The 21,006-nt window shown below is 71.1% G+C and carries 20 protein-coding genes; 6 read left to right on the forward strand and 14 right to left on the reverse strand.

All coding sequences use genetic code 11. The annotated features are described in order from the left end of the window. Positions 1-38: 38 nt before the first annotated feature. The 13 genes from J8G10_RS00920 to J8G10_RS00980 form a co-directional block, all read right to left on the reverse strand. Complete coding sequence (locus J8G10_RS00920; protein WP_251438602.1) at positions 39-752, reverse strand: aldolase/citrate lyase family protein; 714 nt, start codon at positions 750-752, stop codon at positions 39-41. Next, entirely contained in the window at positions 749-1,159 is a 411-nt protein-coding gene (locus tag J8G10_RS00925) for a cupin domain-containing protein (protein WP_251438603.1), read from the reverse strand. The genes J8G10_RS00920 and J8G10_RS00925 overlap by 4 nt, the downstream gene beginning before the upstream one ends. After that, the gene (locus tag J8G10_RS00930; protein ID WP_251438604.1) at positions 1,156-2,076 is read right to left on the reverse strand and encodes a polysaccharide deacetylase family protein; all 921 of its coding nucleotides are present in this window, start codon (positions 2,074-2,076) and stop codon (positions 1,156-1,158) included. The genes J8G10_RS00925 and J8G10_RS00930 overlap by 4 nt, the downstream gene beginning before the upstream one ends. Before the next feature lie 96 nt (positions 2,077-2,172). Then, on the reverse strand, positions 2,173-2,988 hold the full coding sequence (locus J8G10_RS00935; RefSeq protein WP_251438605.1) for an MBL fold metallo-hydrolase: 816 nt from the start codon (positions 2,986-2,988) through the stop codon (positions 2,173-2,175). Next, positions 2,985-3,689 (reverse strand): MBL fold metallo-hydrolase, encoded by a 705-nt coding sequence (locus J8G10_RS00940; RefSeq protein WP_251438606.1) that lies wholly within the window; start codon positions 3,687-3,689, stop codon positions 2,985-2,987. The genes J8G10_RS00935 and J8G10_RS00940 overlap by 4 nt, the downstream gene beginning before the upstream one ends. A 22-nt stretch (positions 3,690-3,711) precedes the next feature. After that, a complete protein-coding gene (locus J8G10_RS00945) occupies positions 3,712-4,383 on the reverse strand; it encodes a cysteine hydrolase family protein (RefSeq protein WP_251438607.1) in 672 nt (223 codons plus the stop codon). A gap of 74 nt (positions 4,384-4,457) precedes the next feature. Then, a complete protein-coding gene (locus tag J8G10_RS00950) occupies positions 4,458-6,062 on the reverse strand; it encodes an ABC transporter substrate-binding protein (RefSeq protein WP_251438608.1) in 1,605 nt (534 codons plus the stop codon). Between the two features lie 74 nt (positions 6,063-6,136). After that, complete coding sequence (locus tag J8G10_RS00955; RefSeq protein ID WP_251438609.1) at positions 6,137-6,964, reverse strand: MBL fold metallo-hydrolase; 828 nt, start codon at positions 6,962-6,964, stop codon at positions 6,137-6,139. Between the two features lie 9 nt (positions 6,965-6,973). Further along, positions 6,974-7,798 (reverse strand): hypothetical protein, encoded by an 825-nt coding sequence (locus tag J8G10_RS00960; protein WP_251438610.1) that lies wholly within the window; start codon positions 7,796-7,798, stop codon positions 6,974-6,976. A gap of 60 nt (positions 7,799-7,858) precedes the next feature. Continuing rightward, the gene (locus J8G10_RS00965) at positions 7,859-8,926 is read right to left on the reverse strand and encodes an ABC transporter permease (RefSeq protein ID WP_251438611.1); all 1,068 of its coding nucleotides are present in this window, start codon (positions 8,924-8,926) and stop codon (positions 7,859-7,861) included. Continuing rightward, positions 8,923-9,741 (reverse strand): ABC transporter ATP-binding protein, encoded by an 819-nt coding sequence (locus J8G10_RS00970; RefSeq protein ID WP_251438612.1) that lies wholly within the window; start codon positions 9,739-9,741, stop codon positions 8,923-8,925. The genes J8G10_RS00965 and J8G10_RS00970 overlap by 4 nt, the downstream gene beginning before the upstream one ends. A 1-nt stretch (position 9,742) precedes the next feature. Then, positions 9,743-10,591, reverse strand: a complete 849-nt coding sequence (locus tag J8G10_RS00975; protein ID WP_251438613.1) for an ABC transporter ATP-binding protein — start codon at positions 10,589-10,591, stop codon at positions 9,743-9,745. After that, positions 10,588-11,475, reverse strand: coding sequence for an ABC transporter permease (locus J8G10_RS00980; protein ID WP_251438614.1), 888 nt, complete (start codon positions 11,473-11,475; stop codon positions 10,588-10,590). Before J8G10_RS00980 ends, J8G10_RS00975 begins: the two co-directional genes overlap by 4 nt. A gap of 309 nt (positions 11,476-11,784) precedes the next feature. On the opposite strand from J8G10_RS00980, the gene J8G10_RS00985 reads away from it, so the two are divergent. The 4 genes from J8G10_RS00985 to J8G10_RS01000 are packed head-to-tail and all read left to right on the forward strand — an operon-like array spanning position 11,785 to position 16,556. Beyond that, entirely contained in the window at positions 11,785-12,732 is a 948-nt protein-coding gene (locus J8G10_RS00985; protein ID WP_251438615.1) for a branched-chain amino acid transaminase, read from the forward strand. Continuing rightward, positions 12,729-13,631, forward strand: a complete 903-nt coding sequence (locus J8G10_RS19515; protein WP_251438616.1) for an acetamidase/formamidase family protein — start codon at positions 12,729-12,731, stop codon at positions 13,629-13,631. Before J8G10_RS00985 ends, J8G10_RS19515 begins: the two co-directional genes overlap by 4 nt. Before the next feature lies 1 nt (position 13,632). Beyond that, positions 13,633-15,057: a dihydroorotase family protein gene (locus tag J8G10_RS00995; RefSeq protein ID WP_251438617.1), complete on the forward strand. Its 1,425-nt coding sequence runs from the start codon at positions 13,633-13,635 to the stop codon at positions 15,055-15,057. Between the two features lie 8 nt (positions 15,058-15,065). Further along, complete coding sequence (locus J8G10_RS01000; protein WP_251438618.1) at positions 15,066-16,556, forward strand: MFS transporter; 1,491 nt, start codon at positions 15,066-15,068, stop codon at positions 16,554-16,556. A gap of 54 nt (positions 16,557-16,610) precedes the next feature. Here the strand turns inward: J8G10_RS01000 and J8G10_RS01005 are convergent, their stop codons facing one another. Then, entirely contained in the window at positions 16,611-18,728 is a 2,118-nt protein-coding gene (locus tag J8G10_RS01005) for a DEAD/DEAH box helicase (RefSeq protein WP_251438619.1), read from the reverse strand. A gap of 133 nt (positions 18,729-18,861) precedes the next feature. Here J8G10_RS01005 and J8G10_RS01010 point away from each other — a divergent pair, with 133 nt between their 5' ends. Together J8G10_RS01010 and J8G10_RS01015 are read left to right on the forward strand one after the other, a co-directional pair. Continuing rightward, the gene (locus tag J8G10_RS01010; protein ID WP_251438620.1) at positions 18,862-19,281 is read left to right on the forward strand and encodes a pilus assembly protein CpaE; all 420 of its coding nucleotides are present in this window, start codon (positions 18,862-18,864) and stop codon (positions 19,279-19,281) included. Between the two features lie 60 nt (positions 19,282-19,341). Then, positions 19,342-20,865 (forward strand): ATP-dependent DNA ligase, encoded by a 1,524-nt coding sequence (locus J8G10_RS01015; RefSeq protein WP_251438621.1) that lies wholly within the window; start codon positions 19,342-19,344, stop codon positions 20,863-20,865. Positions 20,866-21,006 lie beyond the last annotated feature (141 nt).

The following is a 21,006-nucleotide window of genomic DNA, read 5'->3' on the forward strand; positions in this document are numbered from 1 at the left end:
TTCGCTCGGAGGTGCGTCATTCTATCGGTCCGCATGGTCTACCCGTCCACCACTGCCGCGGCGAGGCTGCGCAGCGTCAGCGCGACCTCGCGCTCCCAGTACACGGCGGCGCGGTCCGCTCCTCTGGCGTGCACCTCGCCCGCCCTCGCGGCGCTCGGCGCCGGCATGCCGATGCGATGCCCCGCCCCGGCGACGACGTCGATGATCCGCTGCACGGCCGCGTCGACCGCCTCGCCCCGGCCGGATCGGGCCAGGTCGTCCAGGAGGTCGGTCGGACCGATCCAGCCGCCCTGGAACAGCGGATGCCGGGCGAACTCGGCCACGCCGTCGAGCGCGTCCACGGTCTCGAACAGCACCGAGAGCACGGGCGCGTGCGTGTACCGGGTGCCGTACCCCGAGGCCGGGGAGACCTGTCGCGGCCGGTCGCCCTCGGGTGGGAACCGGGTCGCCCGGTTCGCCCGCTCCAGCTCTGCGGTCGAGCGGACGCGCGGCAGCACCAGCTCGTCGACGCCGGTGTTGGCGAACGAGAGCAGGCTGTCGGGGTCGAGGGAAGGCACCCGTACGCCCACGGCGACCCCGCTGCCGCGCAGGCGCTGCACCGCGTCGGCGCACTGCGCGGGCCCGAGGCCGGTCTGCTCCGCGTCGATGACGACGGATCCGATCCCGACGACCTCGAGCAGGCCGAGCAGGGTCGGGGTCGGATCCGCGGTGATGAGGCCGACCTCGGGACGGCGTGGGGTCTGCGCGTTCATTCGTCGGACACGAACTCCCAGTCGGCGGGCTTGCTCATCCCGACCACGAGCTCGACGATCTCGCCCGTGTCGTTCGTGATCCCGTGCACGGTGCCGCGGGGGATGTAGATCCCGTCGCCGGGCCGCGCGCGGTGCTCGCTGCCGTCGAGGTGCACAAGGGGCGTGCCCGAGACCACGACGTAGAACTCGGATGCGTCGGGGTGATGGTGACACAGGTGATGCTGGCCGGGCAGGATCCGGCCGAGGCTCACGTTGAGGTCGTCGGATCCGCTGAGGTCGCGGGAGATCAGGGTGCACACCTGACCCTGGTCCTGCTGCCCCTTCAGCCCGGTCTTGGCGAGGTCGGTGAAGCCGATCTCGTGCGCGTTGTGCACGAGCCGGCCGAGGTCGGCGGGGGCTCGGGTCATCGCTTCGCCTCCTCCAGCGCGGCCGCCGCATCGGCGGGGGCGTGCTGCGCCCACCAGCGGGCGATCTCCTCGCGGGTGGCGAACCATACGCCCTCCCGCGCCTGCGCGTACTCGAGGAAGCGGCGCACCGCCATCGCGACGCTCGGGCGCCCCCCGATGCGCAGATGGATGCCGACCGACATCATCCGCGGCACCTCGTCGGCCTCGAGCAGCAGGCAGTCCAGCGAGTCCCGGAGCACGGAGAAGAAGTCGTCGGGGCTGCCGAGGCTCCCCGTGCCCCAGAACCGGGCGTCATTGGTGTCCCCGGAGTACGGAACGACCAGGTGCGGACCCTCCGCGGTGCCGACGTAGTACGGAAGGTCGTCGGAGTAGGAGTTCGAGTCGTACAGGAATCCCTCCTGCACGAGCACGGCCCTGGTCTCCTCGGTGATGCCCTCGCGCACGTACCACCCCGAGGGGCGCACCCCCGCGGTCCGCTCGATCGCCGCGACGCAGCGGCGGATCTCCGCCCGCTGCTCCTCGGCGTTCATCCCCACCAGGCCCTGCCACTTGTACCCGTGCCCGCAGATCTCGTGTCCGTCGCGGGCGATCGCCCTGGCCGCCTCGGGGTTGCGCTCGAGCGCGATCCCGCAGGCCATGACGGTGGAGCGGACGCCGAACTCGCGGAACAGGCCGAGATAACGCCAGATGCCCACCCGGCTGCCGTATTCGAAGAAGGACTCCTTCATGAGACTGCGCCGTGTCGGATCCGCGGACCAGCCGCCGAAGATCGAGATGTCCTCGTCCCGTGCGTCCCCCGCCTCGATCGAGCTCTCGGCGCCCTCTTCGAAGTTGAGGACCAGGGAGACCGCGACCCTCGCTCCGCCGGGCCAGCCGACGACCGGCGGGTGCTCTCCATAGCCGATGAGATCACGCATTGCGTCCGCCTGCTTCCTCGCCGGGACCCGGACGCCTCGTCGCGCCCGGATCCGTGTGGATTTTCATCAAATCAAACACATCTTCACTATTCTGAATCACTGCCCCAGCCCGCCTCCCGCGTAGACCGCACGGTGCGCAGCGAGCGACGTGCGCAGCATCCCGTCCACGTCGTCGATGACGTTGCCGTGCGCCGGCCCGATGAGCGTCGTGGGGTGGGCGTCGAGCACCCGCTCGATCGCGCCGAACGCTTCGCTCACGTCGACGAACCTGGTCCAGTACAGCGCGCGGCCGGTGCCGTACGCCGCCTGGGCGACACTCGGCGGCTCGGGCATCTCGCCGGACAGAAGCCGGCACTGGCCGGGACGGTGCACCGGCTCGTCCTCGTCGTCGGGACCGGGGACGTCGTGGATGAACGAGAACCCGTCCGAGACGAAGAGCACGCCGGCTCCCGAGTCCCAGGCCCAGGTCGTGTTCTCCAGGTCCCGGATGTGCGCGGGCAGGAGCACCAGCTCGCGCCCCCCGAGGTCGATCGACTCCCCCGCCGCGCGCGGCCGCAGCCGGTGCGCATGCTCCGGGAAGTGCAGGTGGTAGTCGCGGGTCTCGCCCACGACGAGCGCATCCGGATAGCGCTCCAGCAGCGCAGGCAGATTGCCGGCGTGCGGGATCTCGGGGTGCGTCGGCACGAGGTAGTCCAGCGTGCGCCCCGCGAGCGCCTCGTCGAGCTGCGCGAGCACGAGATCCCGGTGCGCGGGATCCCCGGTGTCGATGAGGGCGGTGCGCCGCCGGCCGATCACGAGGTAGGCGTTGACGTGATAGTGCACCTCCTCGCCGTGCCCGAAGGCCGACAGGCATCCGCCGAGCCAGTGCACGCCGTCGGCGATCGGCCGTGCGCTTTCGAAGACGACACTCATGCGATCCCCCTCCTCTCGATCTCCGCGGCCACGGCCCCGGTTGCGGCGGCGACTTCATCCGCGGCGAACAGACGTCCGTAGCCCGGACCGACCGCGCGCACCGCGCGTCCGTCGACGACGGCCCGCACGTGCTCCGCGATCGGCCGCGTGTCCGCCAGGGAGAACCAGCGGAACTTGCTGAGGCCGTCCGCGGCCGCCGCGTCCCCGTGGGTGAAGGCGTCCGAGGTGAGCAGCCAGCCGCTCGCGGGCTCGTGCACCCACAGCGTGGGCAGCAGCCGCAGCAGCGGCGAGATCAGCTCGATCCGCAGGCCCGGATAGGGCTCCACCCACTGCGCGGTGCCGGGCTCGACGCTCACGCGGCGGGCCTCGGCGCGGCTGCGCGGGACCGTGATCCCGCCCGTGTACCAGACGGCGTCGAGGCCGAACCGCTCCTCGATCGCGGGCAGGTTCAGGCAGCACTCCATCTCGGTGCGGGTGAGCAGCACGGAGAGCCGCGTGCCATCGGCGAGCAGGGCGCCGAGACCCTCGAGGATCTCCGCTTCGTGCACGCGCAATCCGGTGTCGACGAGCAGCGCGCCGTGCTCGCCGCGGATGAGGTAGCAGTTCACCGGCTGGGTCGAACGGGTGCCGGGAGGGCACCAGCTGACCCGCTCGTCGAGCTCGATCGTCCCGCCGAGACGGTGGATGGTCGTGAGGGACATCCCGGTGACCGCTCGCCCCGCGTCAGCGGGTGGCGCCTTCCCAGACCGCGATGGCCTCGTCCAGCGAGCAGGTGTCGTGCCGAGCGCGCATCACGGTGAGCGCCGCCTCGTGCACGACCTCGTCGTAGGCGCCGACGGCGTCGTCCAGGAGCACGGCGTAGAAGTCATGGGAGCCCGCGTCGCGCAGCGTCGCCTCGACGCAGCCCCCCGTGGAGACGCCGACGATCGCGACCGACTCGATGCCCTGGCTGCGCAGCAGCAGTGCGAGCTCGGTGCCGACGAAGGCGCTCTGCCGGCGCTTGCGGATGACGATCTCGTCGCCCTCCGGCGCGCAGGACTCGGTGAACTCGGTGAGCGGGTCGCCCTTCGCGCTGAGCCGGCCGAGGTCGGTCGAGCGACCGTGGCCGACGGTGTAGAGCGCCCGCAGCCATGCGGGCGTCGAACTGCGACCGTCGGGCAGGTTCTCCACGCAGATGTGGAAGACCGGCACCCCTGCGGCCCGCGCGGCGCGGATCGCTCTGGCGCACTGGTCCACGATCCGCGGCATCATGCTCATGTCGTGCCCCGAGTCGGCGATCGCACCGCCTTTCGAGACGGCGCCCTTCTGCATGTCGATGACGACGAGGGCCGTCGTGGTCGGATCCAGCAGCTCGGCGAACGTGTCGCGCACGGGCTTTCCGCAGATCTCGATCATGTCCTTGTCCTTTCTGCCCGGGAGCCGGCCGGATCGGGCCGGCCGGCCCCCGAGGTCTGGTGGGGTCTTCCCGGTCAGCGACCGAGGGCGTTGAAGTAGATCTGACCGTTGGTGAGCGGGACCGCCCCGGTCAGCCCCGCGGAGTGCGCGAGCATGTTCTTCGTCTGCACCAGGGAGAGGATCGGAGCGCCCTCGTCGACGTAGCCCGCCATCTGGTTGAGCAGCTTGGTGCGCGCCGCCGTGTCCGTGGTCGGCGTGCCGGCGAGAGCGAGCCGCGCCTCGTCGAATCGCGGGTCCTTCCAGCCGGTGCTGTTGCTCGGCGCGTCGCCGGCGTAGAACGCGTAGCTGTAGAACGCGGGGTCGGCGATCACGATCGGCTCGGAGTAGAGCACCGCCTGGAAGCGGCCCTCGATGAGCGCCGTCGAGAAGTCCGTCGAGCTCGCGATGTTCTGCAGCTCGACCTTGACGCCGACCTTGCCCAGCATCGACTGGATCAGCACGGCCGAGCGCTCGGCCACGGGACCGGGGCGGGTCACGCTGTAGCTCAGCGTCAGGTCGAATCCGTTCGCGTACCCCGCGGCGGCGAGGGCCTTCTTCGCAGCGTCCGGGTCGAAGGTGTAGCTCGCGGTCGGGTCCGCACCGGGGAAGATCGCGGTGGCCGGATCGCCGTAGCCCGCATAGGCGCCCTTGACGAGGGCCTTGCGATCGATCGCCATGGAGATGGCGCGGCGCACCTCGGCGTTCGCCAGCGGGCCCGTCTTGGTGTTCATCATCATGGTGTCGCGGGTCTGGCTGGTGCAGTCGGAGACCTCGACCCCGGTGGCCTTGGCGAGCGACGCGTACTGGCTGTACTCGAAGGATCCGGCGACCTGAGCCTCACCCGATTCGACGAGCTGGCTGCGGGTCGCGGTGCTGGGGACCGCCTTGACGACGATCCGCTTCACGGATCCGCGTGTCCCCTCCCACTTCGGGTCCGCCTTGAGCGTGAGCGAGGTGCCGGGCGTGAACTCCTCGAGGTCCCAGCCCGAGTAGTCGGCCAGGTTCTTGGACAGCCAGTTGTTCGCGGTCGGGTCGTCCGGTGTGACGTGCTTCTTCGCCTCCACGCTGTCATGGATGTAGAAGAGGTTGTTCTGCAGCGAGGCCAGCGTGTACGAGGTGATCGAAGTGGTGTTCAGCTGGATCGTGTGGTCGTCGATGACCGTGGTGAGGTTGTCGACGTTGAACCCGCTGCTCTTGAGAGTGCCCTTCATCACGGGCTGACGGACCATGCCGATCTGCAGGCTCCACGCGACGTCCTCGGCGGAGAGGGTGTTCCCGAACTGGCTGGTCACCTTCTTGAGCTTGACGATGACGCCGGTCTTGTCGGGGTTGATCTCGGCGCTCTCGGCCAGGCGGCCGGTCACCTCGGTGGGAGATGCCGCGCAGGCGGCCTTGTCGGAGGATCCGCTGTCGTACGCGAGCAGTTGCGAGCCGAGCCCGCTCAGCACGACGTGCGACGCGCTCCCGCCCCAGGGCGCCGGGGTGAGGCTGTCGGGCAGGGCGCCGACGGCGACGACGACGCTGGCGGGCTGAGCCGCCTTGGACTGCGTCGGGGAACCGGAGGCGCCGCCGGAGCAGCCGGCGAGGGCGAGTGCCGCTGCGGCGAGAGCGCCGACCGCGGCCAGACGTGAATGCTTCATTGCATCGTTCCGTTCTGGTTTTCGGGTGTAGAGGGAACTGCCGGTGGAGGGGCGGTGGACGCGGGGCGGACCGGTCAGTACCGGTACGCCTGCTTGTGGCCCGCGCGGATGATCGGCTCGACGTCGCGCACGTTGGTGATGACGTTGCCGTGGGTCGGTGCGACGGCCTCGACGCCGAGGTCGTCCACCAACTGGAGCACGCGGTCGTAGACGCGGTCGGCGTCGTCGTTGAAGCGTGCCCAGTACAGAGCGCTGCCCGTGAAGAAGGCCGCGTTCTCGACAGCGATCGGCTGCGAGAGCTCGTCCGTCGTCAGCGCGCATTCGCCCGGGAGGTGCAGCGGATCCTCGTCGTCGAGGTCCGGGCGGTGCATGTAGCAGAAGCCGTCGGCGGTGAAGAGCACCCTGCCCTCCTCGGCGAACGCCCACTGGGTGTTGGGGAGGTCGCGGATGAGCGCCTCGACGATGCGGATCCGCTGCCCTCCGCCGAGGTCGATCACATCCCCGGGGACGCGCGGGTGCAGATTGCCGACGATCTGCGGGTAGAAGAGGTGGTAGTCGTGCAGATCTCCGACGATCGTGATGTCGGGGTACTTCTCGACCAGCCGGGGCAGGTTCCCGGTGTGCGGCAGCTCGGGATGGGTCGGGAAGACGTAGGTGAGCGGCTCGTCGCCGAGGAGCTCGTCGAGCTTGGCGGAGATGGTCGGCCAGCTCGACGGGTTGCCGGTGTCGATGATGATCGACGCGTCGGCGCCGCGCACGACGTACGCGGAGTTGTGGCCGTGGATGACCCGGTCGGCCAGGTGGAACGGCAGGCAGGCGCCCATCCAGAACACTCCGGGCTTGATCTCGCGCGGGAAGTCCGCGCTCATCGTCTCGGTGACGATCTCTTCGGTCTGATCCATGGCGTTCTCCTAGGCGGCGTCGGCCAGCGCGGCCAGCATGAGGTCGAGGTGGCGGCGGACCGAGCTCCTGCCGCGGATCACGGATCCGCGCGAGGGTGCGATGATCTCCGGATCCAGGTCGTCGAAGGTCGCGACGAGCCAGTCCCGCAGCGGGTGCTTCGTGGCCCGCGGCAGCCATTCGTACTTGGCGAACAGATGAGCGGCGACCTGGTCGCTCGTCGTGTCGTCCTGCACCGTGTCGTCGATGAAGCGGTATCCGTCCGCACGGTCCAGCACACCGTGCGTGAAGGTGTCCGACGTGAACAGTGCGCCGGTCTTCGCGTCCCATCCCCAGAACGTCGGCAGGAGCCGCAGCAGCGGGGACTGCACGTCGAGCACGCGCCCCGGGGCGACCTCGATGCTCATGGAGCGCTCGAGCGCGTCACCCTCGGTGGTGCGGGTGCCGTCGATCTGCTGGCGCCGTCCGCGCAGCGCGAAGCGGCTCACGTCGTCGAAGGCGTCGAAGGGGTTGATCACTCCGCCGGTGAAGAGGCGCAGGATGTCGAAGCGCCGCGAGATCGGCTCGAGGTTGGAGACGCAGTCCATCTCGGGCCGGGTGAAGAAGATCGACACTCCCCCGCCCTCGCCGAGCAGTTCGGCCAGGTCGTCCAGCACGGCCTCGCTGTGCACGGCCATCCCGGAGTCGATGAGCAGATGCTCATCGCCCTCGGACAGCAGGTAGCAGTTCGAGCTCTGGAAACCGGTGGATCCACGAGGCACCCAGCTGACCCGGTCGTCGAGCGGGTAGGCCCCGCCGAGAACGGTCAGCCCGCCGTCATGCACTTTAGTGAACATGTCTTCAACTTATTGAAGTCAGAGGCCGTTGTCAAGGGATTCCACGCGGGAATTCCCTGCTCAGGCGGCCTTAGCGAGCGCGGAGCGGGACGCACCGTCGCGCGTCCGGCGGGAGACCCCGGAGAGCTGCCGCGTGCGCGGATCCATCAGGGTGATGAGGGTGTCGAGGATCACGTAGCCGAGCAGGCTCGTGGCGCCCATGATGAGCACGAAGCCCTGGATCACGGGCACGTCGCCCTTGAGCACGCCGTCGAGCGACCATCCGCCGACGCCCGGCCAGGAGAAGACGCTCTCGATGATGGCCGCGCCGCTCAGGGAGGCGGCGAACAGCAGCACCATGTAGGTCATCAGGGCTCCGCGCACATCGGTCAGGGCGTACCGGAAGACCTGCCCCGGTCGCAGCCCGCAGGCCTTGGCGAACTCGATCTGCGGCGAGTTCAGGATCTGGAGGAGGCCGGAGCGCACGGTCTTGCCGAACGGCGCCGCGAAGAACAGGCCCAGGGTGAGGATCGGCAAGGCCGCGCGGCTCAGGATCGAGCCGACCGTCTGCCACTGACCGGCGAGCACGACGTCGATCGGGACGAGGCCGGTGATCTTCGGCGGCGTGGGGTCGGCCGGCGAGAGCATTCCGAGCGGAGCCGGCGCGATGTGCAACTGCTGGTAGAACACGAACAGCAGGAGCAGGGCGAGCACGAACTCCGGCATCGCCATGAGGAGGGAGACCGAGACGCCGAAGACCTTGTCCGCCGCCCGGCCCGCACGATAGGCGGCCAGGGCGCCGAGTCCGAGCCCGATCGTCAGGGCGAGCAGCAGCCCGGGAACGAGGTAGACCAGGGTGTTGGGCAGACGCGTCCACAGCTCCTGCGAGACCGAGGACCCGGTGAAGAACGAGGTGCCGAGATCGCCGTGCAGCACGCGCACCAGGTAGTCGAGGTACCGCTCGAGGAACGGCTTGTCCAGGCCCAGCTGCGCGTTGATCCGGGCGACATCGGTCGGCGTCGCGTATTCGCCGAGGAGCGCGACCGCGGGGTTGCCGGGCAGCAGCGAGACGAGGCCGAAGCTCAGCGTGATCAGGCCCCACAGCAGCACGACGGCGATGAGGACCCGGGAGACGATGTAGCGGATCATGATGCTCCTGACGTGGCGCCTGCGGCCTCCGCGCGACCGCGATACGGGATCGGCGGCATCGCGGCCGCCATGAGGTTGCGGGTGTACTCCTCGCGCGGCTCGTCCAGGACCTGCTGCGCCGAGCCGCTCTCCACGAAGCGGCCGTGATGCATCACGACCACGTGCGAGCAGAAATGACGCACCGTCTCGATGTCGTGGGAGATGAACACGTAGGTGAGCCCGCGTGCCTCGCGGAGTCGGTTCAGCATCCGGAGGATCGAGGCCCGGATCGTCAGGTCGAGCGAGGCCGTGGGCTCGTCCAGCACGACGAGGGAGGGATCCGTCACGAGGGCGCGGGCGATGCCCACCCGCTGCTGCTGCCCGCCGGAGAGGTTCGCCGGGCGCCGGTCGAGGAAGTCCTCGGAGAGACCGACCTCCTCCAGCGTGTCGATCACGCGCTGGCGCCGCTCGGCGCGCGATCCGTAGCCTCCGGCGACGATGAGCGGCTCCTCGACGATCTGGCCGATCGTGAGCCGCGGGTTCAGCGAGGCGAACGGCTCTTGGAACACGATCTGCCAGCGATGCCGGTTGCGGCGCAGCTCTCGCGCTCCGAGCGCCCGGATGTCCTGCCCCTCCAGCCGGATGGTGCCGCTGTCCGCCTCCAGCAGACGCAGGATCAGCCGGCCGAGGGTCGATTTGCCCGACCCCGACTCTCCGATGATGCCGAGGCACTCCCCGCGCTCGACGGCGAGCGTGATCCCATCGACGGCGACCTTGGTCCCGCCGTGCGGAAGCGCGAACGCCTTCGTGACGTCGTCCAGTTCGATGAGGGCCATGTCAGCGCCCCGCCCTTCCCGCGCCCGCGGTCGCGATCGTCGCCGTCCCCCCGGGGGGCGCGGCGTCGGGCCGGACCACCGATTCCAGCAGCGATGCGGTGTACTCGTGCTCCGGCGTCACGAAGACGCGCGACACGGGGCCCTGCTCGACGAGCCGCCCCTGATACATCACGAGCACCCGGTCGCAGTAGTTCGCGACGACGCCGAGATCGTGCGTCACGATCAGCATCGACCGGCCGCTGCCGCTGGTCAGCCGGGTCAGGGTGTCCAGCACCTGCCGCTGCACGGTCAGGTCGAGTGCGGTGGTCGGTTCGTCGGCGATCACGAGACGCGGGTTCAGGAACAACGCCATCGCGATGACGACGCGCTGCGCCATGCCTCCGGAGAGCTCGTGCGCATAGCCGTCGATCACGCGGTCCGGATCCTTCACGCCCGTCGCGTCGAGCAGCTCGATCGCGTGCACGCGCGTCTGATTCCCGCGGTCGACGCCGTGCGCCTTCGCGATGTTGCGGAACTGCCGCTCGATGCGGAGCACGGGGTTGAGCGCGCTGAACGGGTTCTGTGCGACGAAGCCGATCTCCTTGCCCCGGATCGCCCTGAGGTCGCGCTCGCGCATGTCCAGCAGCGAGCGGCCGAAGAAGTCGACGTGTCCCTCCGTCACTCGTCCGGGCGGCATCAGCAGCTTGATGATCGAGCGCACGACGGTCGACTTGCCGGAGCCCGACTCGCCGACGATCCCGACGATCTCGCTCTCGCCCACCTCGAACGAGACGCCGTGCAGCGCCCGGATCGAGCTGCGCCTCGTCTCGAAGTCGGTGACCAGGCCGGTCACCTCGAGCCCCTCGCTCATCGCGCCCGCTCCACTCGCTCGATCCTGTTCTCGATCGCACCGGCGATCACGTTGAAGGAGGCGATCACGAGCAGCATGGCCAGCGTGGGGAACGCCGCCGCCCACCACTGCCCGCGGATCAGCATGCTCGCGCCGTCGCTGATCATCGCGCCCCAGGACGGCGTCGGAGGCTTCACCCCGACGCCGAGGAAGTTCAGTGCGGCGATCGTGCCGAGCGCGTTCGCCGCGGTCAGCGTGGCCTGCACGAGCACGACGCCGTAGGCGTTGCGGAACACGTGGTTGAAGGCGACGCGCAGGGGCGAGCACCCGATCGCGACCGCGGCCTCGACGTAGCGCGAGGAGCGCAGCGAGAGCGCCGCGGCCCGCGACAGCCGGACGAATCGCGGTGCGCCGACGATCGCGATCGCCAGGATGACGTTCGCGGGCCCGCCGCCCATGAGCTGGATGGCGACGATCGCGAGCACGATGATCGGCAGCGCGGCGAAGGCGTCCACGACGCGCATGACGGCGTCGCCGACGCGGCCCGAGGTCGCGAACAGCCCGATCGGGACCCCGACCACCAGCGCCAGCACCGTCGCGGCGATCGAGATGGGCACGTCGAGCTTGGCCGCCTCGATCGTGCGCGAGAAGACGTCCATGCCGTTGCCGTCGGTGCCGAACCAGTGCTGCGCGCCCGGACCGATGCCGATGGCGTTCGGATCCGGGTGCAGCGGGTCCGCCGGATAGGCGCCGAGGATCGCGAGCAGGGGCAGGCCGATGAGCACGAGCAGCGCGAGCGCGACGGCGACGACGCCGGCGTGGCCGCTCAGGCGCAGCCTGCCCCGCCTGCTCCAGCGGACCGCCCGGATGCTCGGGGACGTCTGCGGGAACCCCGGCGCGCTCATGCGCCCCGCCCGGCGTCTCGGGCGCTCCGGCGGAGCGCGGGGGACTGCGATGGTTCCGGCATCAGAACTCCCGTGGTGACCTCATCGTCGCGATGACCCGATCGGATCATCACTTTATTGAAGACATGATCCCCCCGCCGCGTCAAGCCCCTTGGCTCTCTATTCCAGAAGAACAAGGCGATGAATCGCCCGCGGCAGGCCTCAGACGCGCCATCGCGTCTTCATCGAACGTTGACATCCACCGGCATCATCTTCATTATGGTGATGACAACCTTCTTTCAATGAAGACAGACAGGATGGTTCCCGACGATGTCGACCTCTTCCGCTCCGGTCCGCTACCTGCTGCACGACGGCGAGCTCGTCGAATACGCCGACGCCCGCCTGCACGTGCTCTCCACCACGGCCAAGTACGGCGTCGGCGTGTTCGAGGGCTTCCGCGCGTACTGGAGCGAGGAGGACGGCGAGCTGTACGCCTTCCGTGTCGCCGACCACATGCGCCGGCTCGTCGACTCGATGCGCGTCGTCGAGATCGACGGCCCGACCGACATCGCCCTGCTCTCGCAGCAGCTGCTCGGACTCATCCGCGCCAACGAGCTGCGCGCGAACCTGCACATGCGCACCCAGGTGTTCGTCGACTCCCCCGACGGCAAGCCCGACGACACGGGTCCGTCCACGGTCTACATGGCCGCGATCCCGATGGGCAACTATTTCGGGGCGACCGGTCTCGACGTGCAGATCTCCAGCTGGGCGCGCCTCTCCGATCGGGCGATGCCGCCTCGTGTGAAGTCGATCGCGAACTATCAGAACGGGCGCCTCGCGCTGCTCGAGGCGCGACGCAACGGCTACGGCGCCGCGCTCCTGCTCACCGAGAGCGGACACGTCGCCGAGGGCGCCGGGTACAACGTGTTCGTCGTGCGCCAGGGGCGGTTGTGCACTCCCCCGTCGACCGAGAGCATCCTCGAGGGCATCACCCGCGACAGCGTGCTGCAGCTGGCGGCGACGCAGCTCGGGCTCGACGTCGACCTGCGCCCCATCGACCGCACCGAGCTCTACTCCGCCGACGAGATCTTCGTCTGCGGCAGTGCGGCAGAGGTCAACCACGTCACCTCGGTCGATCGCACCCCGATCGGCGACGGGGCGAGCGCCGGCCCGATCACGCAGCAGCTGCAGGAGCTGTACCAGCGCGCCGTGCGCGGCCGCGTGCCGGGCCTGGAGCACTGGGTGACGCCGGTCTACGCGACCTCGGGCGACCGGTGACGGCGACGGCGCCGCACGCCGGCTTCCTGCATGCGAGGACCGAGTTCGACCCCGCGGCGCGGCCCGTGCTGCGGGTGCGCCAGGGCGAGCGCTTCCTGCTCGAGGCGCGCAGCCTGCTCACCGACGGCACCTTCGAGACCGCCACCGACTTCCGCGGCGCTGCGATCCCGGTCACCGGCCCCGTCGCGATCGCCGATGTGCGACCCGGCGACCTGCTGCGCATCGACGTGCACGAGATCCGCCTCGCCGACCGCGGCGGCATGGTGACGCTCCCCGGTCGCGGCGGGTTCGGCGAGCCGCTGGAGATGGCCGGCCTCGTCGTTCCGGTGCGCGACGGCCACGCGTGTTTCCCCGACGACGTCCTGGTGCCGGTCCGCCCCATGATCGGCAAGATCGGCGTCGCTCCGGCCGGCGAGAGCCCGAACTCCTCGACGGTCGGCCGCTACGGCGGCAACATGGACTGCCGCGACGTCATCGCCGGCGCCTCGCTGTTCGTGACCGCCCAGGTCGACGGCGGGCTCCTGTACGCCGGCGATCTGCATGCCGTCCAGGGCGACGGCGAGTGCTCCCTGACGGCCGTCGAGATGGAGGGCGCGGTCGAGCTGTCCGTGCGCATCGTGCGCCCCGGCCCCGTCCGCGGCCCCGTGGTGTTCGCGGAGGGGCGGATGGTCGTCATCGGCGACGGCGAGACCCTCGACGAGGCGGCGACCCTCGCGCTCGACGAGACGATGGCGATCCTCCGCGCCGACCGCGGCTGGACCAGGGAGCGCACGGCGATGCTGCTCTCGGCGGCCGCCGACGTCTCCGTCACCCAGCTCGTCAACGCCCGCAAGGGCGTCAAGGTCTCCCTCGACGAGCGCTATCTGCTCACCTGCCCCTTCGAACGGAAAGAGGATTGACATGTACGACCTCCTCATCACCGGCGGTATCGTCGTCACCCCGTCCGGCCCCGCGCGCCTGGACGTCGCCATCGCAGACGGCAGGATCGCCGCACTCGCGCTCGCCGGGAGCACGCCGCACGACGACGCGCACCGCGTCATCGACGTCGCCGGCAAGCTCGTCGTCCCGGGCGGCATCGACCCGCACGTGCACACGAACTCGGTGCTGCCCACGGCCGCCGAGAGCGGCATCAAGTGCTTCGGCTCCGACCGGGTGAGCGAGGGCGCCGTCTACGGCGGCACGACCACCCTCGTCGACTTCGCGCACTGGCAGCCCGGCGACGACCTGGAGGACTCGTTCCGGCGCAAGGCCACGGAATGGAACGGGCTCAGCTTCACCGACTTCGCGTTCCACGGCACGTTCAAGGAGCCGGAGGTGCCCTTCTCCGTGCTGGAGCAGATCCCCGATGCGGTGCGGAACGGCCACGGCAGCTGGAAGGTGTGGATGACGAACACCACCCCCACCCGGCCGCATCAGAAGACCGACCTCGGCACCATGTGGGGGATCATGGAGCAGACCGCGGCGGCCGGGGCTATGCTCGCCGTGCACGCCGAGGACGACGACATCGTCATGTACGCGTACCGCCGCCTGCAGCGCCAGGGCGCCATCGGCCTGGAGAACATGCACCACGCGCACAACGTGCTCTCCGAGCGCCTGTCGTTCCAGCGCGCGATCACGCTCGCCCGGCACGTCGGCGCCGCCATCTACCTCATGCACGTGAGCGCGAACGCCGGGATCGAGGCGATCCGCCAGGCCCGCGGCGAGGGCGCGCCCATCTACGGCGAGATCCTTCCGCACTACGCCTACTTCTCGGCGGAGGACTACCGCCAACCGCATGGCGCGATCTACCACACCTACCCCTCGCTCAAGGACGAGCACGACCGAGACGGCATGTGGCCCGCCCTGATCGACGGCACCCTGAGCACTCTGGCGACCGACGGCGTCTGCACCGACTTCGACGTGAAGACCCGCGGCAAGACCATCTTCGACGCGACGGGCGGTTTCGCCGGCGTCGAGATGCGGATGGCCGTGGCGTACACCGAGGGCGTCGTGGACCGCGGTCTCGACCTCGTCCGCTTCGTCGATCTGACCTCCGCCAACGCGGCCAAGATCCTCGGACTCTATCCCCGCAAGGGAGCGATCGCGGTGGGCAGCGACGCCGACCTCGCCGTGCTCGACGTCGACGTCGACAGGCGCGTCGCCGCCGCCGACCTGCACGAGGCCGACTACACGGCCTGGGAGGGCTACCGCACGCGCGCCTGGAACACGATGACGCTGCTGCGCGGGAACGTGATCGTCGAGGACCGTACGATGATGACCGGCCCGCTCGGCGAGCTTCAGCAGCAGCGCGTGTCCTCCGACGTGCTCAGCCGGCCCGCCTGCTGAGGGCCGGCATGCCCGGCCGCTCCGGGACGCGCTCGGTGCGGATGCTCGTCCTGAGCCTGATGGCCTCGATGCTGGTCGTCTCGTTCAATCAGACGGTGCTGAACACCGCCCTGCCCACGATCGTCGCCGAACTCGGCGGACTGGACAGGATCGGCTGGATCGTCGCCGCCTTCGTGCTCACCGCGACGCTGGCGATGCCGCTCACCGGCGCCGTCTCCGATGTCCTGGACCGCAAGCGCCTCCTGATCGGCGCGAGCGCCCTGTTCACTCTGGGGACCCTGGGCGGGGCCGTCGCGGGGAGTCTCGACCTGCTCATCGCCGCCCGCCTCGTCCAGGGCGTCGGCGGCGGGGCGGTGATGGTCCTCACCCAGACGATCATGGCCGCCGCGGTGCCGTCGCGGGAGCGCGCGAAGTACGCCGGTGCCTTCGGGTCCGTGTGGGCCGTGGCGACGACCGGAGGCGTGCTCATCGGCGGCTGGCTCACCGACGGCCCGGGATGGCGCTGGGTGTTCGGGGGCACGATCCCCCTCGCCGTGGCCGCGACCCTGCTGTCGCTGCGGGCGATCCCCGCATCCGCGCCCACGTCCGCGAGAGCGACCCCCGATGTCCCGGGGATGCTCCTGCTCTGCGTCGCCACGACGGCCCTGGTCGCCGCGACCTCGCCGTCCCTGGCGCCGGGAGGGGTCTGGGGTGCGGCGGGCACGGGGATCGCCGCGGTGCTCGGACTCGTGCTCGTGGAGCGCCGGGCCGCGCAGCCCGTCCTTCCCGCGGTGCTGTTCCGCAGCCGCACCTTCGTGCTCGCGACGCTGGCCGGGACCCTCTCCAGCGGCGTCTCCTCCTTCGTCGTGCTCTCCTATCTGCCGTCGTTCCTCCAGATGGTGTTCGGGCTGACCGCCTTCCAGGCGGGCCTGCTCCTGCTGCCGATGATCGTCAGCACGGTGCTCGCCTCCACGCTGACCGGATTCGCCGTGACCCGCACCGGCCGGTACGTCCTCATCCCGGCGAGCGGCGCCTGCGCGGTGGGGACGGGCCTGCTCCTGCTCGGGCTGGTCGGCCCGCACGGCGGCCCCCACGTGCTCGCCCTGTCGGCCGCGCTCCTCGGCGCCGGAGTGGGCACGAACGTGCTGCTGTTGACCCTGCTCGCGCAGAACGCGATCCCCGCCGCGAGCATCGGCGTGGGCACCGCGGCCAACAACTTCTTCCGCCAGGCCGGCGCGACCCTCGGGATCTCGCTCATCGGCCTGGCCTTCGCGGCCCGGATCCAGGACGCGCTGGACGCGTCGATCCGCGCGCACGGCACGACGATCCCATCCGGGGTCTCCCTCACCGCCGTGTCGCCGGGCGAACTCGCCTCCCTGTCCGCGCCGGTGCGCGCCGCGGTGTCGGACGCCTACGCTCAGGCGCTTCCCCCGCTGTTCCTGGCGATCGCCCCGCTGGCGTTCGCCGCCGCGGTGATGATCCTGTGCCTGGAGCGGCGCCCGCTCGCCGACGGACGCTGAGACCCGGGCGACGCCCCGAGGCGCGTCGCGGCCCCCGATCGGCGATGTCTCGGCTTAGCCCCGTAGCGCGAGCACGAACGGGAGCACGTCGGTCGCTCCGGCACGACGGAGGGATCGGGCGGCGACGGTGAGCGTCCAGCGGCTGTCGGCCTGATCGTCCACGAGCAGCACCGGCCCGGCCGGGACGGCGAGGGCATCGGCGGAGAACCGGTCCCAGACGCCGGCGAGGCGGAACGCGCTGTTGCCGCCGGGCCCGCCGCTCGGCCCTCCTCCGGTCGTGGCCAGCTCGCCCAGGTACGGCAGCCGGCCGATCTCGGCGAGGCTCCGCGCGAGCGACCCGACGAGAAGCGGTCGGGTGTGCGAGGGCACCGAGACGACCGCGACCGGACGCTCGGCCCAGCCCCAGCCGGCGAGTACGCGCACGCAGGCGTCGCGCAGCCGATCGGGAACCGGGGCATCCGGCGCTCCGGCGGTGAAGAGCTCGCGCAGCGCACCGCCCCAGCCGAGGTCGGTGAGACGGGCGAGCGCGCGCCCCTCCCCCGCCTGCTCGTCCACGGCGATGCGTCCCTTCACCGGGACGCCGAGCCGGTCGGCGCCGGTCGGCCACGCCCGCCGGGGCTCGACCGGCACTCCGACGCGATCGAGCGACGCCGAGGCCGCGGCACTCGCATCGGCGCCGACGCCGGTCGGATACCAGGCCCCGGCGCAGTTGTCGCACCGCCCGCAGGGTGCGGCGGTGTCATCGTCGAGCGTGCGCTGCAGGAATTCCATGCGGCATCCCGAGCCCTGCTCGTACTCCACCATGTGCTGCTGCTCCGCCCGGCGCTCCGCCGCGATCCGCTCGTACCGCTCGGCGTCGTAGACCCAGGGCTCGCCCGTCGCGACCCAGCCGCCCTGCACCCGGCGCACCGCACCGTCGACGTCGAGCACCTTGAGCAGCAGCTCCAGCGGCGTGCGGCGGATGTCGACCATCGCCTCGAGGACGGGGGTCGACACCGGCGCGTCCCCCAGAGCCGCGATGACCCGCTCCGCCCGCTCCCGATCCGGCATCGACGCGGTCGCGAAGTAGTGCCAGATGTCGCGGTCCTCGGCCCCCGGCAGCAGCAGCACGTCCGCGCTCTCGCTCGCGCGCCCGGCGCGGCCCACCTGCTGGTAGTACGCGACCGGAGAGGACGGAGCCCCCAGATGCAGCACGAACCCGAGATCGGGCTTGTCGAACCCCATCCCCAGCGCACTCGTCGCGACCAGCGCCTTCACCTCGTTGCGCTTGAGCATCGACTCCGACTCGGCGCGCTCCTCCGGATCCGTCTGGCCCGTGTAGGCGCGGACCTCGTGCCCGCGCTCGCGCAGCAGGCGCGCCGTGTCCACGGCCGCCGCGACCGTCAGCGCGTAGATGATGCCGGATCCGGGCAGCTCGTCCAGATGGCTGAGCAGCCAGGCCAGCCGGCTGGGCGCATCGGGCAGGCGCAGCACCCCGAGCCGGAGGGAGGCGCGGGCGAGCGGGCCCCGGATCGTGAGCACCTCGGATCCGCCTCCCGCCTCCGCGGCGCCGAGCTGCTCGGCGACGTCGGCAACGACCCGGCTGTTCGCGGTCGCGGTGGTGGCGAGCACCGGCACGTCGGCGGGCATCCGCGCGATGAGCTCGCGCAACCGCCGGTAGTCGGGGCGGAAGTCGTGCCCCCAGTCGCTGATGCAGTGCGCCTCGTCGACGACGAGCATGCCGATGCGGCGCACGAGCGCGGGCAGCTGCTCTTCGCGGAACGACGGGTTGTTGAGCCGCTCGGGAGACACCAGGAGCACGTCGACCTCGTCGCGGTCCAGCTGCGCGAGCACGTCGGCCCACTCGTGCGCGTTCGTGGAGTTGATCGCCACCGCGCGCACGCCCGCACGCTCGGCCGCGGCGATCTGGTCGCGCATGAGCGCGAGGAGCGGGGAGACGAGCACGGTGGGCCCAGCGCCCTGCTGCCGCAGCAGCAGCGTCGCGACGAAGTAGACCGCCGACTTGCCCCAGCCGGTGCGCTGCACCACCAGCGCCCGCCGCCGCTCGGCGACCAGCGCCTCGATCGCCGCGTACTGCCCGTCGTGGAACTCGGCGTCGGGGCGGCCGACGAGGGACCGCAGCGCCGCGAGGGCGGCGGCGTGCGTCTCGGGCGAGGAGCCGTGCTGCGTCATGCTCCCAGCCTGCCGCACTCCTCCGACATGCGCGCGGCCGTCCTTCCCGGGCATCCGGCTACGCTCGGACGATGAGCACATCGGCGCGACGGACGACCGGTCTCCGCGCCGCAATCGCGCCGAGGCCCGTCTCGTGATCACGCGTGAACTCGCGATCGCGCTGCGCGACGCCGGCCTGGTGTGGCACCCGGCCGAGGGCGACCGCTTCCAGCTCGTCCTGCCCGACGAGGTGGAGCTGGAGGTCGAGGCCGACGTCTTCACCGTCAGCACGATGACGATCGAGGCCCGGCGCACGCCGACCGGCATGATCCTCGCGTTCAACGGCACGACCGAGTGGGCGCTCGACGCGGTGACGCTCACGGAGGCGGTCTGGCTGCCCCGCGAGGACCAGCTGCGCGACCTGCTGCGTGGCACGTTCCGACGGCTCACGCGACTCGACGACGCGTTCCGCGTCGAGATCGAGATCGGCCCGGAGCAGCTGCGCTTCGAGCATCCGGATCCGTCCGAGGCGTACGGGCGTGCCCTGCTCGCGCTCATCGACCGCTCGCGCTGAGAGCGGTGCGGAGCGGACGAGCGCGCTCACGATGTCCGACCCCGGTGCGACAATGCCGTCATGAAGCTCAGCGAGGTCGTCGCCGCGGTCGGCCGGGCCGCCGCCACCTCGTCGCGCCTGGCCAAGATCGACGTCTTGGCGGGACTGCTGCGCGGCGCCGAGCCCGACGAGCTCGCGCCCCTCGTCGGCCTGCTGCTCGCCTCGCCGAGGCAGGGCAGGCTCGGCGTCGGCTGGCGGGGCATCGCCGCCGTCGAGGTGGCGCCCGCCGAAGCGGCATCCCTGACGATCGCCGACGTCGACCGCGCCCTGGATGAGCTCGCCGCGGTCTCCGGTTCGGGGTCCTCGTCCGCGCGCTCCGCCGCGCTCGAAGGGCTCGCCGCCCGTGCCACCGCCACGGAATGGGACTTCCTGGCGCGCGCGATGCTCGGCGAGCTCCGTACCGGCGCGCTCGCAGGCGTGCTGCTCGATGCGGTCGCCCGCGCGTCGGACCGCGCGCCCGCGGCGGTCCGACGGGCCGCGATGCTCTCGGGCGACCTCGGCGCGACCGCGCTCATCGCCCTCACCGGCACCGCGGAGGACCTGGAGGCGGTGGGGCTCGCGGTGGGCCGGCCGGTGCTCCCGATGCTCGCGGCGAGCGCCACGACTCCGGGCGCGGCACTGGAGATCACCGGCGAGGCGTCGGTCGAGTACAAGCTCGACGGAGCGCGCATCCAGGTGCACCGGCACGGCGATGAGGTCCGCGTCTTCACGCGCAGCCTCGCCGATGTGACGCACCGGCTCCCCGAGATCGTCGACATCGTGCGCGCCCTGCCCGCGCACGACCTCATCCTGGACGGGGAGACGCTCGCGCTCGACGAGGACGGCGGCCCGCGGCCGTTCCAGGAGACCATGTCCCGTTTCGGCGCGGACGCCTCCCGCGAACTCGCCCTGCGGCCGTGGTTCTTCGACCTCCTGCACGTCGACGGTCGCGATCTCATCGATGAGCCGCTCGCCGCGCGTCTCGTCGAGCTCGAGCGCGTGGTCGGCGGGTGGCGCATGCCCGGGGTCGTGACCGCCGATCCCGAGGCGGCGGAGCGCGTGTCCAGGGAGGCGCTGGCCGCGGGGCACGAGGGCGTCGTCGTCAAGGCCATCGGATCCGCCTATGCGGCGGGCCGGCGCGGCAAGAGCTGGGTGAAGGTCAAGCCCGTGCTGACCTACGACCTCGTCGTGCTCGGCGCCGAGTGGGGATCCGGCCGGCGGCGCGGCCTGCTCTCGAACCTGCACCTGGGCGCCCGGGATCCCGAGGGCGAGTTCGGCGAGCCCGGCGGCTTCGTCATGGTCGGCAAGACCTTCAAGGGGCTCACCGACGAGCTGCTGCGCTGGCAGACCGAGACCTTCCCCGGCTACGAGACGCGGCGCACCGCGTCCGCCGTGTTCATGCGCCCCGAGATCGTCGTCGAGATCGCGATCGACGGGGTGCAGCGCTCGCCCCGCTACCCCGGCGGCGTCGCGCTGCGGTTCGCCCGGGTGAAGCACTACCGCCCCGACAAGCCGGCCGCCGAGGCCGACACGATCCAGACCCTGCGCGGACTGCTGCGCGAGTGAGGCGCGGATCCGCCGGGGCGGCATGGCGCGATAGAATCGGCTCGTCCGGCGCCCGCGCGTCACCCGCCTCCGTGCGCCGGTGCTCGAAAAAGGGGCACGAAGCCCGCAGCGCACGCACCGACGACGGTGCGCAGCAGCTCC

Origin of the sequence: Microbacterium sp. USTB-Y (genome assembly GCF_023703415.1) — a bacterium.
Lineage (GTDB): Bacteria > Actinomycetota > Actinomycetes > Actinomycetales > Microbacteriaceae > Microbacterium.